The organism is Blattabacterium cuenoti, from assembly GCF_014251255.1.
Classification (GTDB): Bacteria; Bacteroidota; Bacteroidia; order Flavobacteriales; family Blattabacteriaceae; genus Blattabacterium; species Blattabacterium cuenoti_W.
The window spans coordinates 232,719-247,476 of sequence record NZ_CP059182.1; the positions used below are offsets into that span (position 1 = coordinate 232,719).

The 14,758-nt window shown below is 26.0% G+C and carries 14 protein-coding genes and 1 tRNA gene; 8 read left to right on the plus strand and 7 right to left on the minus strand.

Annotated elements, in window-relative coordinates:
- The first annotated feature begins 9 nt into the window (after positions 1-9).
- The 7 genes from gcvH (at position 10) to H0H77_RS01125 (ending at position 9,119) form a co-directional block, all read left to right on the plus strand.
- A complete protein-coding gene (gcvH, locus tag H0H77_RS01095; RefSeq protein WP_185851761.1) occupies positions 10-402 on the plus strand; it encodes a glycine cleavage system protein GcvH in 393 nt (130 codons plus the stop codon).
- Positions 403-489: 87 nt separating this feature from the next.
- Positions 490-2,763 (plus strand): heavy metal translocating P-type ATPase, encoded by a 2,274-nt coding sequence (locus H0H77_RS01100; RefSeq protein WP_185851762.1) that lies wholly within the window; start codon positions 490-492, stop codon positions 2,761-2,763.
- 22 nt (positions 2,764-2,785) lie between these two features.
- Entirely contained in the window at positions 2,786-2,971 is a 186-nt protein-coding gene (gene ccoS / locus H0H77_RS01105; RefSeq protein ID WP_185851763.1) for a cbb3-type cytochrome oxidase assembly protein CcoS, read from the plus strand.
- A gap of 9 nt (positions 2,972-2,980) precedes the next feature.
- Positions 2,981-5,182 carry a cytochrome-c oxidase, cbb3-type subunit I gene (gene ccoN, locus H0H77_RS01110; protein ID WP_185851764.1) on the plus strand — a complete coding sequence of 734 codons (2,202 nt, stop codon included), beginning with the start codon at positions 2,981-2,983 and terminating at the stop codon, positions 5,180-5,182.
- Positions 5,183-5,374: 192 nt separating this feature from the next.
- Entirely contained in the window at positions 5,375-6,244 is an 870-nt protein-coding gene (locus H0H77_RS01115; protein WP_185851765.1) for a cbb3-type cytochrome c oxidase N-terminal domain-containing protein, read from the plus strand.
- 59 nt (positions 6,245-6,303) lie between these two features.
- Positions 6,304-6,765, plus strand: a complete 462-nt coding sequence (locus H0H77_RS01120) for a FixH family protein (protein WP_185851766.1) — start codon at positions 6,304-6,306, stop codon at positions 6,763-6,765.
- 68 nt (positions 6,766-6,833) lie between these two features.
- Positions 6,834-9,119: an NADP-dependent malic enzyme gene (locus H0H77_RS01125; RefSeq protein ID WP_185851767.1), complete on the plus strand. Its 2,286-nt coding sequence runs from the start codon at positions 6,834-6,836 to the stop codon at positions 9,117-9,119.
- On the opposite strand, the gene murI is transcribed toward H0H77_RS01125, so the two are convergent.
- The 3 genes from murI to H0H77_RS01140 all read right to left on the minus strand — a co-directional run bounded on the left by murI (position 9,079) and on the right by H0H77_RS01140 (position 10,315).
- Positions 9,079-9,981, minus strand: coding sequence for a glutamate racemase (gene murI / locus H0H77_RS01130; RefSeq protein WP_185851768.1), 903 nt, complete (start codon positions 9,979-9,981; stop codon positions 9,079-9,081). The genes H0H77_RS01125 and murI overlap by 41 nt on opposite strands.
- Entirely contained in the window at positions 9,978-10,220 is a 243-nt protein-coding gene (gene rpsT, locus H0H77_RS01135; RefSeq protein ID WP_185851769.1) for a 30S ribosomal protein S20, read from the minus strand. The genes murI and rpsT overlap by 4 nt, the downstream gene beginning before the upstream one ends.
- A gap of 23 nt (positions 10,221-10,243) precedes the next feature.
- A tRNA-Glu gene (locus H0H77_RS01140) sits at positions 10,244-10,315 on the minus strand.
- A 201-nt stretch (positions 10,316-10,516) separates the two neighbouring features.
- On the opposite strand from H0H77_RS01140, the gene H0H77_RS03080 reads away from it, so the two are divergent.
- Positions 10,517-11,212, plus strand: a complete 696-nt coding sequence (locus H0H77_RS03080) for a C40 family peptidase (RefSeq protein WP_238783809.1) — start codon at positions 10,517-10,519, stop codon at positions 11,210-11,212.
- Here the strand turns inward: H0H77_RS03080 and H0H77_RS01150 are convergent.
- From H0H77_RS01150 to H0H77_RS01165, 4 genes are read right to left on the minus strand one after another with little or no spacing between them, the layout of a single operon-like run.
- Positions 11,197-12,459, minus strand: a complete 1,263-nt coding sequence (locus tag H0H77_RS01150) for a 3-phosphoshikimate 1-carboxyvinyltransferase (protein ID WP_185851770.1) — start codon at positions 12,457-12,459, stop codon at positions 11,197-11,199. The genes H0H77_RS03080 and H0H77_RS01150 overlap by 16 nt on opposite strands.
- A 5-nt stretch (positions 12,460-12,464) precedes the next feature.
- Positions 12,465-12,803, minus strand: coding sequence for a nucleotide pyrophosphohydrolase (locus H0H77_RS01155; RefSeq protein ID WP_185851771.1), 339 nt, complete (start codon positions 12,801-12,803; stop codon positions 12,465-12,467).
- Positions 12,804-12,812: 9 nt separating this feature from the next.
- A complete protein-coding gene (locus tag H0H77_RS01160; protein WP_185851772.1) occupies positions 12,813-13,811 on the minus strand; it encodes a transketolase family protein in 999 nt (332 codons plus the stop codon).
- Positions 13,798-14,685 (minus strand): transketolase, encoded by an 888-nt coding sequence (locus H0H77_RS01165; RefSeq protein ID WP_185851773.1) that lies wholly within the window; start codon positions 14,683-14,685, stop codon positions 13,798-13,800. Before H0H77_RS01165 ends, H0H77_RS01160 begins: the two co-directional genes overlap by 14 nt.
- Positions 14,686-14,758 lie beyond the last annotated feature (73 nt).

Sequence of the window (14,758 nt, forward strand, 5' to 3'; positions counted from 1 at the left end):
TTATTATTCATGAATCCCAATAATTTAAAATATAGCAAAAGTCATGAATGGGTGGGGGTCGATCTATATAACAAAGAAATTTATGTTGTCGGAATTACTCATTTTGCCCAAAATGAATTAGGAGATATTATTTACTTAGACATAGATGATGCTATTGTAAAAACGGAAATAAAAGAAGGAAATGTTTTTGGAACAATAGAAGCAGTGAAAACCGTTTCAGATTTGTTCATGCCAGTTTCAGGAAAAATACTTGAAATTAATCAAAATATAAAATCAAAACCAGAATTAATAAATAAAAATTCTTATGATGATGGATGGATTATGAAAATTAAAATTTTGCATAAAAAAGAATATGAAAAACTAATGTCTTTTGAAGAATACAAAAAATATATAGAAAAATAAATGTACAATGTATTTAAATAAAATATAAATAAAAATAAAAAAGAAAGAATAAAAAAGAATAAACTTGATTATTTATTCAATAATGATATGAAAATAGTTGAAAACTTTGATTTTCTTGATGATGAAAAAATTGAAGAAAAGATAATTGATTTTAAACAGAAAAATATTACTTTTATTCGCTTTTTGATTCCTTCTATTCATTGTAGTTCTTGTGTTTTCCATTTGGAAAATTTGTCTAATCTTCATAAAGATATCTTTGAATCTACAGTTGATTTTCCCAATAAAAAAGTTGGAATTACATTTAATAATGTAAACTTAAAACTAAGTGAATTAGCAAGATATCTTGATAAAATGGGTTATAAACCATCTATTAATTTTGAATCCGTAGATAAAAATATGGATTTTAATAGTAATAAAAATAAAAAAATATTTGATAGAAAATTAGTAGGAAAATTAGCCATTTCTTTTTTTTGTTTCGGAAACATTATGCTTTTATCTATTCCAGAATATGTAGGGGCTTATGAAGAAGATTTATGGTTTTTAGAGCATCGTTATTTTTTTCGTTATTTAATGATTATTCTTTCTTTACCTGTAGTTTTTTTTTCTTTTATAGATCATATAAGAGATGCATTTTTAGGATTAAAAAAATATATTTTTAATATAAATGTTCCAATTTCTATTGGAATATTAGTTCTTTTTTCATGGAGTTGTTATGAAGTCTTTTCTGATTTAGGATCTGGATACTTTGATAGCCTTTCTAGTTTTTCTTTATTTTTACTCATTAGTAGGATGCTTCAAATTCATACTCATCATAAAATACTGTCTTTTGAAAAAAATTATAAATCTTTTTATCCTATTTCTGTTACGAAAATACAGAATAATGAATTTCATGAAAAAGAAGAAAAAATTTTACTTTCTCTTTTAAAAAAGGGAGATATCATTCTCATTAAAAATGAAGAAATTATTCCTGCAGATTCTTTATTAATAAAAGGAAAAGCAATATTGGACAATAGTTTTATTACGGGAGAATCTTATTTGGTAGACAAAAAAATAGGAGATCGTATTTATGCTGGATCAAAACAAAAAGGAGAAGCTATTTTTTTAAAGGTCATTAAAAATGTAGATCAAAGTTATTTAAGTCTATTATGGAAAAAAAATTTTCGTGATAAAAAATCATTTTCATTTCATATTAATTCTTTAACTAATAAATTAAGTCAATACTTTACTCCTATTGTTTTGATTATTTCGTTAATAACGGGAATATATTGGTCATTTTCTACTAATGTAGAAAAAGTATTTCAAACAATTTTTTCTGTTTTAATTATTACTTGTCCTTGTGCATTAGTTCTTTCAAATCCATTAATATTAGGAAATATTATACGGTATTTTTCTAAAAAAGGATTTTATGTCAAAGATATTTTTACAATGGAACGAATTTCCACTATAAGTACTTTAGTGTTTGATAAAACAGGAACTATTACGGATCCAAATAAAGAAAAGATTTTTTTTGTAGGAAATATTTTAAAAAATTACGAAAAAAAAATGATTACTTCTTTATTAAGAAATTCAAATCATCCTTTGAGTAAAAGAATATTAAAAGAATTATCTGTAAATATAAAAGAATATTATCCTATAAAGGATTTTAAAGAAGTAATTGGAAAAGGATTAGAAGGAAGAATTAATAACGTTTCAGTAAAGATTGGATCTGAAAAATATTTAGGAATTACTACTACTAATTGTTACAAAAACAATACAAAAACAAGTGTTTCTATTTCTATAGATGATAAATTTATAGGTTCTTTTTTCTTTAGAAATCATTATCGTGATGAAATAGAAAAAATATTTAAAAATTTAAAAAAATATAAAATTGTTATTCTTTCCGGAGATAGTAATGAATTAGAAAAAAAATATTTAGAGTCTATTTTACCCATATCAAGTAAAATATTTTTTCATCAAAGTCCAGAAGAAAAACTAAATTATGTAAAAAAATTACAAAATAAAGGAGAAAAAGTAATGATGTTTGGAGATGGAATTAATGATTCTTTTGCATTAAATCAAAGTGAAGTAGGAATTGCTGTATCAGAAAATACTAGTAGTTTTTTTCCAAACTGTGATGCTTTTATTCATTCTAGTAATTTAGATAAAATTTTTTTATTTCTAAAAGTATCTAGAATATCGATTATACTGGTAATAACTAATTTTATAATTAGTTTATTTTACAATGGAATAGGAATTTTAGTTGCTGTAACTGGACATTTAAAACCTTTTATTGCTGCTGTTTTAATGCCCTTAAGTTCTTTATCAGTTATCATATTTTCTATGTTGTCTACTTGGATAATTTCACGTAGATTTCTATCTTAGATAGAAGAAAATTTTTAGGGATATGGATATATTAATTCTTATGATATTATCTAGTATTTCTTTGGGGGGTATTTTTCTTATTATTTTTTTAATAAGTCTTTATTCTGGTCAATTTGATGATTATGAAACTCCTAGAGTTAGGATTTTAATTGATGATGATATTCTTTATTATAAGAATAATAAAGAAAAAAATGAATCAAATGAATAATAATATATTATGATGACGAAAATAGAACCAGAAACATGCTATTATAACAATCATATTGTTAAAGCTTTTCTATATGCAACTATTTTTTGGGCTACTGTTGGTTTTTTGGCTGGATTAATTATTGCTCTTATGTTATTTTATCCTGAATTTCCTGAATTTTTACTAGGAAATAAATTAAGAAATTCTCATGGAATGATGGGATTTGGACGTTGGAGAATGTTACATACCAGTACTACTGTTTTTGCTTTTGTTGGAAATGTTATTTTTACAGGATCTTATTATTCTTTGCAACGTCTTTTAAAAACAAGAATTTTTAGTGATGTTCTTAGTTGGATTCATTTTTGGGGATGGCAAATATTTATTCTTTCTACTTGGATAACTTTTTTATTGGGAATAAATACTAGCAAAGAATATGCTGAACATGAATGGCCTATAGACATATTGATTCTTTTTATTTGGATTGTCTATGGAATCAATATGATAGGAAGTATCTTAAAAAGAAGAATTAAACATCTATATGTTAGTATTTGGTTTTTTTTAGGAACATGGGTAGCTGTAGCTATGTTGCATATATTTAATAATCTTGAATTACCTATTTCTCTTCTATCTTTTAAAAGTTATTCTATATATGCTGGAGTACAAGATGCTTTAATGCAGTGGTGGTATGGACATAACGCTGTTGCATTTATTTTAACAACTCCTATACTTGGGTTAATGTATTATTTTGTTCCAAAAGCATCTAACCAACCTATTTTTTCTTATAAACTTTCTATTATTCATTTTTGGTCGTTAATTTTCATATATATATGGGCTGGGCCACATCATTTAATGTATACCTCTCTTCCTAATTGGGCTCAAATGTTGGGAACCATCTTTTCCATTATGTTGATTGCTCCTTCTTGGGGGGGAATGTTAAATGGATTGTTAACCTTAAGAGGAGATTGGAAAAAAGTAAAAAAAGATCCTATTCTAAAATTTTTTACTGTAGGTATTACTTGTTATGGAATGGCAACTTTTGAAGGACCTATGCTTGCAACTAAAACACTGAATTCTATTGGTCATTTTACAGATTGGGTTATTGCTCATGTTCATTTAGGAACTTTAGGGTGGAACGGATTTATGGCTTTTGGAATAATTTATTGGATAACAAAAAGATTATGGAATACTAAATTGTATTCTACTTCATTAGCAAATATTCATTTTTTTTTAGGAATACTTGGAATTATATTGTACATATTTCCTATGTATTTTGGATCTGTATTACAATCTGAAATGTGGAAAAAATTTAATCCTGATGGAACTCTAGCATACAAAAATTTTTTAGATACAGTTTTATCCATTATTCCTTTTTATAAAATTAGATTTTTAGGTGGAATTCTTTATTTTTTAGGATTTATTCTGATGATTTATAACATATTTAGAACTATAAAAAAAGGTTCTTTTCTTGAGAAAGAATCTTTTCAAAGAATTCCACTTTATGACGATAGTAGTAATAAAAATGAAAAGTTTCATAGTTGGTTAGAAAGAAAACCTATACAACTAACTCTCCTTTCTTTTGTAGCTGTTTTTATTGGAGGATTTATAGAAATTGTTCCTACTTTAGTAATAAAATCTAATGTTCCTACTATTAATAGTGTAAAACCTTATAAAGCTCTTGAATTAGAAGGAAGAGATCTTTTCGTAAGAGAAGGATGTAATGCATGTCATAGTGCGCAAGTTCGTCCATTTAGAGATGAAGTTGTTCGTTATGGAGAATATTCTAAAGCAGGAGAATTTGTATATGATCATCCATTTCTTTGGGGATCTAAACGAACAGGACCTGATTTAGCAAGAGAAGGAGGAAAAAATCCTAATTCTTGGCATTATAAACACATGTATAATCCTCGTTCTACATCTCCAGGATCTATTATGCCAAGGTATCCTTGGTTAGTTTACAATAAATTAGATAGATCAAATACAGAAAAAAAAATAAAATCTATGATAAAATTAGGAGTTCCATATTCTTCAGAATACATAAAGAATTTCCATTATGATATGGATTATCAAGCTAATAAAATTGTTTCTGATATATATAATGAATATCCAGAAATAAAAAAAGAGATAGATTTACAAAAAAGAAAAGAAAAAGAAAAATTTGTTCCTTTGGAAAAAAGAGAGATTATAGCTCTTATTTCTTATTTGCAACGTTTAGGAATAGATATTAAATCTTAATTCATGATAAGTTTTTTTAAACATTATTTTTCAACTGAAAAAAATATTGGAATTTTTCAAACTATTATATTAATTTTATTTTTAATGACTTTTTTTTTCATTTTGTTTTTTGTGTTTTCAAAATCTAAAAAATATTATAAAAAAATAAGTGAGTTGCCTTTAGAATAATAGAAAAAAAACAGGAATATTTTTATGAGATCCAAAATTCCTTCTTTTATTATGATTCCTTCTACTTTATCTATTATAATGTTTATGTTCTATGTTTTTTTAGGATATAACTATATAGGTCATCCAATAACTATATCTTTTTTTGTAACGGTAACAATTTTATTATTTATTTTAGATACTATTGATGATTTAATATTTCGCAGGAAAATAAAATTTTTAACAGAAAAAGAAAAACGTGCAATTTTTGAGGAAAATGAAGGAAATTATTTTTTTAAGCTTTATCAATTTATATTTGATGATCCTAAAAAGATAAATAATCAAGGAGTCAAAAAAATAGATCATGGATTTGATGGAATTATAGAATTAGACAATAAACTCCCAATGTGGTGGATTCACCTCTTTTTTCTTACAATTATTTTTTCTTTCATTTATTTTTTTTCTTATTTATTTACAGATTTTTCTAATCCTTATAAGGAATATGAAATAGCTTATAAAAAGCAGTTAGAAGAAATAGAAATTTTTGAGAAAAAAAAACCTCAAATTACTATAGAAAACGCTTTTTTTGACAAAAAGTTTGTAGATAGTGGAAAAATTCTTTTTGAAGAAAATTGTGCTACTTGTCATAAATCTGATGGAAGTGGAAACATAGGGCCTAATTTAACAGACGATTACTGGATAAATATAGTTGATAAAAATTTATATAAGAATATATTTTCTATAATTTGGAATGGAAGTCAAAATAATCCCACTATGCGAGCTTTTGGAAAGTCAGGAGAAATTAAAGGAAATGATATTCAAAAAATATCTAGTTATGTTTATTTCATAAATAAAAAATCAAAAAAACCTATAAAATATAAAGAACCTCAAGGAAAAAAAATCATGGATTGGAACTAATTGATAGTTATCATGTTTATTGATAATATTTTTTTTAAAACGTTTTTTAAATTTGAATAATGAAAATAAAATTTTCATGGGAAATAGGAATTGTCCTATCTTTATTTGTTTTTATAGTTTTTATTATTTATACTGCATTTTTTTTTCCTCATGTAGGAAGTCAACTTGTATCAGATAAATATTATGAAGAAGAAATAAAATATCAAGAAATTATAAATGAAAAGAAAAATGCATTAAAACTTCCTAAAAAAATTAAAATATCCATTTTATCTTCTGGAATCAAGATCATATTTCCACAAATTCTTATAGACGATAAGAATAATGTTCATGGTTTTTTTACTTTATTCCGATATTCGTCTAAAGATTTAGATATTTCACGTTCTTTTGAAAAGATAAAAAATTCAAATAAAACATTCTTTATTCCTAAAAAACTATTGAAAAAAGGATATTACAAACTTATAATTAGATGGAAATCTAATGAAAAAAAATATTTTCTTGAAAAGAATTTTTTTTGGTCATGAAAAAAACATTATAACGGTTTATTTTACTTTCAATTCATTTTCTGTTTTCAAAATTATTTTATTATATAATGAGAAAAAATATAAGTAGTTTTCGTGAAGAATCCTTAGACTATCATAGTCAATTCCCTCCTGGAAAAATACAAATTACTCCTACTAAAAAATACAGTAGTCAAAGAGATTTATCTTTGGCATATTCTCCTGGAGTTGCAGAACCTTGTAAAGAAATAGCTCGTTCAGCTAACGAAGTTTATAAATATACTTCCAAAGGAAATCTTGTCGCTGTAATTACTAATGGGACAGCTGTATTAGGTCTTGGAGACATTGGAGCGTTAGCATCTAAGCCTGTTATGGAAGGAAAAGCTCTTTTATTTAAAATATTTTCCGGAATCGATGTTTTTGATATAGAGATAGATGAATCTGATCCAGATAAGTTCATAGATGCAGTAAAAGCTATAGCTCCAACTTTTGGAGGAATTAATTTAGAAGATATAAAAGCTCCAGAAGCTTTTGAAATAGAACGAAGACTTAAATCAGAACTAAATATTCCTGTAATGCATGATGATCAACACGGAACAGCTATTATTTCAGGTGCAGCATTAATTAATGCTATTAACTATGTTGAAAAAAATATTCATCATATAAAAATGGTGGTGAATGGAGCAGGAGCTGCAGCAATTTCTTGCACAAGAACTTACAAACAACTTGGAGTAAATCCTAAAAACATTCTTATGTTTGATAGTAAAGGGTTATTACATACTTCAAGAAAAGATTTAAACAAAGAAAAAAAAGAATTTGCAGTAAATACTTCTTCTATTCAAAAATTAGAACAAGCAATTCAAAATGCTGATGTTTTTATAGGATTATCTATAGGTGGTATTTTAACTCCAAAAATGTTAAAAAGTATGGCAAAAGATCCTATTGTTTTTGCTATGGCTAATCCTGATCCAGAAATTGATTATAATTTAGCAGTAAAAATACGCCCAGACGTCATTATAGCAACTGGAAGAAGCGATTATCCTAACCAAGTAAACAATGTATTAGGATTTCCTTATATTTTTAGAGGAGCACTAGATGTTCATGCAAGGATCATCAATGATAAAATGAAATTAGCAGCTGTTCACGCCATTGCTTCTTTAGCAAAAGAGCCTGTTCCAGAACAGGTAAATATTGTTTATAATAAAAAAAATCTTTCTTTTGGGAAAGAATATATTATTCCTAAACCTTTTGATAATCGATTGATAACTCGTGTAGCTCCTGCTGTTGCAAAAGCCGCTATGGATTCTGGAGTAGCAAGAAGTCCTATTTTAGATTGGAAAATCTATCAAGAAAAACTACTTGATAGAATGGGATACGAAAGTAAATTACTTCGTATGATTCAAAATAGAGCACGTACAAATCCTAAAAAAATTGTTTTTTGTGATGGAATAGAATATGATATTATTAAATCTGTTCAAATACTTAATGAAGAAGGAATTGTTTCTCAAGCTATTGTTTTAGGAAATGAATATAGAATCAAACGATTAATTGATGAAAATAATTTAGATGTAGAATTGAAAATAATAGATCCTGAAAAAGAAGAAAATAAAAAAAAAATAGATTTTTATGCTAAAATTCTTTGGAAAAGAAGAAATAGAAAAGGATTAACTCTATATGATGCAAAAAGTCGCATGCGTACCCCTGATCATTTTGGAGCAATGATGGTGGATCAAGGAGAAGCAGATGCTGTGATTACGGGATACTCAAGAAGTTTTTCATTAAGTTTACGACCTATGTTAGAAGTTATAGGAAGAGCCGAATCTGTTCATAAAATAGCAGGAATGATAATTTTATTAACTAAACGTGGTCCTCTATTTTTAGCAGATACAGCCGTTATTCCAGATCCAACTATACAAGAATTGGCTAGAATAGCATTAATGGCTTCTAATGTCGTAAAAGCTTTTGATATAGAACCACATATAGCTATGTTATCTTTTCAAAACTTTTCATCTAGTTCTAAAACTTCTTCTAAAGTTTCTCAAACCGTTGCTTTTTTGCATAAAAAATATCCAAATTTAATAGTAGATGGAGAATTACAACCAGATTTTGCTTTAAATGAATTTTTGCTAGCTAGCAAATTTCCTTTTTCTAAACTTGTTAAAAAAAGAGCAAATATCTTTATTTTTCCTAATCTTGAATCAGGAAATTTAACTTATAAATTTATTAGAGGATTAGGATTAGGAAATGTTCAAACCATCGGTCCAGTTATGTTAGGAATGCGAAAGCCAGCACATGTAATGCAAATGCAATCAAATATAGAAGAAATCGTAAATCTGACTACTTTATCTGTAATAGATGCACAAATAAGAAAAAATTAAAAATATGTGTTTTAAAAAAAACTTTTTTTCCAAAAAGAATTTTAACTTGTTCTTTAAAGAAAGAAGAAACAGAATTAGATGTAGTATAAAAGATAGGAGGATGAAGAGGATCATCATCATTCCATGTTTTTTGAATAGAAATAGTATTTTTATTAGAGTTATTAAGATATAATAAATTATTATCATATAATTTTTTTTGTATATACTGAACGACTATCTTTTGTACATCAATTATATGAACTTTTCCGTGAAAAAAATTATTTATTTCATTTTTTATAAATAGATAATGAGTGCAAGCTAACAATAATGTGTCTATTGATTGAAAACGATTTAAATAAAATTCAACGATAGGATTCATATTTTTTTTTTCAAATCCATTTTCAATAATAGGAGCTAACAAAGGAGTAGCTATTTGTTGAATTACATTCTCTAAATCTAGATGATGAAAATATTTTTTTATTTCTTTTATAAAAAAATTTGAACGTATAGTAGCAGGAGTTCCCATTATTCCTATTCTTTTTATAGAAGAAATTAATGTCTTATTTTTTATTATAGGTTCTATAACATTAAATATTAATAATTTTCTCCCAAATTCTTCTTGAATATTATTTAAAGCATTGGATACTATTGTATTACAAGCTACCACTATCGCTTTACACTTTTTTTTGTATAGAAAAGAAGCAATTCTCATTGAATATTTTCTAATAAATTCTTTAGATTTATTTCCATAAGGCATATTTTCAGTATCTCCAAAATAAATAATCCATTCATTAGGCATATGAATTTGAATTTCCTTAGCTATAAGAAGTCCGCCAATTCCAGAATCAAATATTCCAATTGGAGATGATGGAACTTTTATCATTTCTTTAAATGAAAATTTTTACTTAATTTGTTTTTTAACCTTGCAGCTTTATTCATATGGATTATATTTCTTTTAGCTAACTTATCTATCATAGATAGTATTTTGTAAAATTTTTCTTTTTTATTTTCTTTTATTAATTTTTTAATAGCTGTTCTTGTACTTTTATACAGATATCTGTTTCGTAGCCTTCTGACATGATTTTGCCTAATTCTTTTTATAGCAGATAAATGATTTGCCATAATTTAATCTGTTTTATGTTTTATAGCCCATAGGGGAATCGAACCCCTCTTTTCAGGATGAAAACCTGATGTCCTAACCAATAGACGAATGGGCCTTTTCTAAAATCTTATTTAGGACAAATTAAATTTTTTTTCTCTTTAATACAAGTTACAAGTATTTTACTTACATTTGTTTATAATGTTTTACGTTTAGTTTTAATTTTTGTTATTTTATATTTTTTTCATAACACACATAAGAAAAAGTAAAAATTATTCCGATTTTAAAGAATATAAAAAATTCTAAAATTGTTTTATTCGTGTTGTTCTATTATCATTTTTTTTCTATCCCTTTATTTGGTGGTGGGAATATAAAATATAATCAGAAAAAATATGAAAAAATTTCTTTTAGAAAAAAAAAACAAAAACCATTCTTATACTCAGACAAGAAAAAATCAATCAAAAATCATTTCTTATACTCAGACAAGAAAAAATCAATCAAAAATCATTTCTTATACTCAGACAAGAAAAAATCAATCAAAAATCATTTCTTATACTCAGACAAGAAAAAATCAATCAAAAATCATTATCCAATTTTGGATAACAAACTTCTTTTTAAAAAAAAAACTGATTCTATTATTCAAATAGCTAAAGACTATATAGATACTCCATATAAATATGGAGGGACCAACAAAAAAGGAATTGATTGTTCTGCTTTCATAAAAAATATTTTTTATTCTCACAAAATATTATTGCCACGTGTGTCTTACCACCAAGCTAAAAAAGGTTTTTTCGTCCCAAAAAAGAAAATAGAAAAAGGAGATCTATTATTTTTTGCAACAGGAATCTCTAAAAAAATTAATCATGTGGGAATGGTGATTCATGTTGAAAATCATAAAAGTATATTTTTTATTCATGCTTCTACATCAAACGGAGTAACAATTTCTCAATTATATCAAAAATATTGGAATAATAAATTTATTACAGCAAGAAGAATTCTTCAATTGTCAAAATAATCAATTGAAAATCCTAAATGTTTTAAATCTTTCCAAAAATCAGGATATGATTTATCGACAACATCTGGTTCCTCTATTTGAAGAGAATAACATAATCCAAGTGGAGAAAAAGACATAGCCATTCTGTGATCTTGATAAGTTTTTATTCTTATAAATGAATTTATTTTCTTTGAAAAAAAGTCTTTTATTTCTAAAGAAGAATTTGTAATATGTATTTTTATTCCTAATTTGAATAATTCATTTTTTAATGCTTGTAATCTATCTGTTTCTTTGATTTTTAATGTTTCTAATCCTTTTAATATACATTTTATCCCTAATGATGCACAAGTGACCACAAGAGTTTGTGCAATATCTGGAGTTTTATTTAAATCTAAATCAATAAATTTTAATGGAGTAAAATTGGATTTTTTATTTAGAAAAATTTTTTTTTTACTAAAAATAGTGGATATTCCAAAATATTTTTCGTAAATGAAAGAGACTTCTTTGTCTCCTTGTAGACTTTCATGAGTGTATGATTTTAAAGCTATATTGCATTTTTTTGATATAGCGGCCATAGAATAGTAATATGAAGCAGAACTCCAATCTGATTCTATAGAAAAACATTTTTTAACTTTTTCTTTTCCTGGAAAAATATGAATTATCTTGTTCTTCCAAGAAACTTTTATTCCTACTTGATTTAATAAGTCAAAAGTCATTTTGATATATGGAATAGATGTAATTTCTTCTTTTAAAGAAATTTTCAATCCTATATCGAATTTACTGGCTATTAACATCAAGGAACTAATATATTGACTACTAATTTTTGCATTAATATCAATTTCCCCTCCTAATATTTTTTTTCCAATAATTTTTATTGGAGGGTATCCTACTTTTTCTAAATAATAAATTTCTGAACCTAATTTTTTTAAAGCATCTACAAGAACGGATATAGGTCTCTCTTTCATTCTATTGGATCCTGTTAAAATTACTTTTTTTCCTTCTTGTATAGAAAAATAAGAAGTTAGAAAACGCATGGCCGTTCCCGCATGATGAATATCTATTAAAGAATTAGAAATAATATGATCATTCAAATTTTTTTTTAAAATTTCTGTATCCTGACAATTAGAAAGATTTTCTATATGAATATCATTTGGATAAATAGCTTTTAAAATTAAAAGACGATTCGATATACTTTTAGATCCTGTTATAGATATAGAACCATATAGTAAAGAATTTTCTAGTTTATGAATAGTAATATAAGAAGACATATTTTTTATTTTAATTTTTCATTATTATGGTGTCTTTTATGATCTCTTATTTTCTTTTTTTTTAACTTTTTATTAAAAGATTCTTCCAAATTAATTCCCGTTTGATTTGCCAAACAGATTAAGACAAATAAGACGTCTGCTAATTCTTCTCCAAGATCATCTATTGTATTATTCTTTTTGCATTCTTTTTTTTGAGATTGCTCTCCATAATTTCTTGCAATAATTCTAGAGACTTCACCTACTTCTTCAGACAATAAAATAGTGTTAGTTAATATATTAAAATAACGTACTCCATGATTTAGAATCCAATGATGAACTAATTTTTGTATATCTTTTATTTCCAAGATGATTTTTTATTTATGATTGATATATTGATTCTTTTTTTTTAGAACTAATATTTTTTTTACATGATTTATGATTGATTTACGATCGATTTTATATTTCTTTAACAATTCCATTGGTTTTCCACTTTCTCCAAAAGTATCATTTACTGCAACTATACTTTGATAAACAGGATGTTTTTTTTGGTTAGTATTGGTCGTAATAATTCTAGCAACACTCTCTCCTAATCCTCCTAAATAATTATGTTCTTCTGCAGTAACAACACATTTTGTTTTCTTAATAGAATTTAAGATCGTTTTCTCATCTAATGGTTTTATTGTATGAATATTAATTACTTCACAATTAATTTTTTCTTCTTCGTATAATATTCTAGCTGCTTCCAATGATTCCCAGACTAAATGCCCTGTACTAATGATAGTGATATCTTTTCCTTTTGTTAAAATAATTGCTTTTCCAATCTCAAATTTTTGATTCAATTCTGTAAAATTAGCGACAGAAGGACGTCCAAAACGGAAATAAACAGGACCTGAGTAATCAGCTATCGCTAAAGTGGCGGCGTAAGTTTGATTGTAATCACAAGTATTTATAACGGTCATTCCAGGAAGCATTTTCATCATTCCAATATCTTCTAGACTTTGATGTGTAGCTCCATCTTCTCCTAAAGTTAATCCAGAATGTGAGGCACATATTTTTACATTTTTACAAGAATAAGCAATGGATTGACGTATCTGGTCATAGACTCTAGATGTGGCAAAATTAGCAAATGTTCCAGCAAAAGGAATATATTTTCCAATGCTAAGTCCAGCTGCTATGCTTATCATATTTGCTTCTGCAATTCCAATTTGGAAAAAACGTTCAGGAAATTCTTTAGAAAATTGATTCATAAATAAAGAGTTAGTAAGATCCGCACACAATGCAACAATTTTTTTATTTTTTTTTCCTAAAAAAGTCAAAGCATTTCCAAATCCAGCTCTAGTTTCTTTCAATCCTTTATTTTCATATAATTTCATAATTTTTCATTTTTGTTATTGGAAAATCTCCTAAACTGTCAGGAACAGGAAGTTGAGAAAGGGCTTTTTCCAATTCTTCTTGATTAGGAGATTTTCCATGCCATAAATGATTTCCTTTCATAAAATCGACCCCATACCCCATTTGGGTATGTAAAATAATTAAAATAGGTTTTCTTTTCCCAATTTCATTTTTTGCTTTTTTTAAAACATTAATAACTTTTTCTATATGGTTTCCTTTTAATTCTTCTAAAACTATCCAATCAAAAGATTCAAATTTTTTTTTAAGATTTCCAAGAGATAATACTTTATCAGTAGGTCCATCTATTTGTTGTCTATTGTAATCTACAGTTGCTATATAATTATCTATATGTTTAGCTCCTGCATATAAAACAGCTTCCCATATTTGTCCTTCATTTAATTCTCCGTCTCCATGTAAACTATAAACTATTTTATTAAATTCTTTACTGAGTTTTTTTGATAATGCTGCTCCAATGGCAACGGACATTCCTTGTCCTAAGGATCCAGAAGAAATTCGTATTCCTGGAAGACCTTTTTGTACAGAAGGATGTCCCTGTAAACGAGAATTTAATTTTCTGAAAGTTGATAATTCTTTTATGGAAAAGAAACCTGTACGAGCTAATATACTATAATAAACAGGAGATATATGTCCGTTTGATAGAAAAAAAAGATCTTCTCCTTTCCCATTCATAGTAAATTTTTTAGGATTGAAAGACATAATTTCTTTATATAAAGCTACCAAATATTCTGTACATCCCAAAGATCCACCAGGATGTCCTGAATTAGCGTTATTGATCATTCTTAAAATATCTCTTCTTACTTGAGTACATAAATCCTTTAAATCATTTACATTCATATTCTTATTCTTAAATTTTATTTTCTTTCTCCATTTCAATAACATGAAATTATTGAATTGTTTTTTTTTTGAA

Excerpts from the sequence above, each read along its gene's own strand:
- gcvH (WP_185851761.1), top strand. The coding sequence starts at position 10 with ATGAATCCCAATAATTTAAAATATAGCAAAAGTCATGAATGGGTGGGG.
- H0H77_RS01100 (WP_185851762.1), top strand. The coding sequence starts at position 490 with ATGAAAATAGTTGAAAACTTTGATTTTCTTGATGATGAAAAAATTGAA.
- ccoS (WP_185851763.1), top strand. The coding sequence starts at position 2,786 with ATGGATATATTAATTCTTATGATATTATCTAGTATTTCTTTGGGGGGT.
- ccoN (WP_185851764.1), top strand. The coding sequence starts at position 2,981 with ATGATGACGAAAATAGAACCAGAAACATGCTATTATAACAATCATATT.
- H0H77_RS01115 (WP_185851765.1), top strand. The coding sequence starts at position 5,375 with ATGAGATCCAAAATTCCTTCTTTTATTATGATTCCTTCTACTTTATCT.
- H0H77_RS01120 (WP_185851766.1), top strand. The coding sequence starts at position 6,304 with ATGAAAATAAAATTTTCATGGGAAATAGGAATTGTCCTATCTTTATTT.
- H0H77_RS01125 (WP_185851767.1), top strand. The coding sequence starts at position 6,834 with ATGAGAAAAAATATAAGTAGTTTTCGTGAAGAATCCTTAGACTATCAT.
- murI (WP_185851768.1), bottom strand. The coding sequence starts at position 9,981 with ATGATAAAAGTTCCATCATCTCCAATTGGAATATTTGATTCTGGAATT.
- rpsT (WP_185851769.1), bottom strand. The coding sequence starts at position 10,220 with ATGGCAAATCATTTATCTGCTATAAAAAGAATTAGGCAAAATCATGTC.
- H0H77_RS01150 (WP_185851770.1), bottom strand. The coding sequence starts at position 12,459 with ATGTCTTCTTATATTACTATTCATAAACTAGAAAATTCTTTACTATAT.
- H0H77_RS01160 (WP_185851772.1), bottom strand. The coding sequence starts at position 13,811 with ATGAAATTATATGAAAATAAAGGATTGAAAGAAACTAGAGCTGGATTT.
- H0H77_RS01165 (WP_185851773.1), bottom strand. The coding sequence starts at position 14,685 with ATGAATGTAAATGATTTAAAGGATTTATGTACTCAAGTAAGAAGAGAT.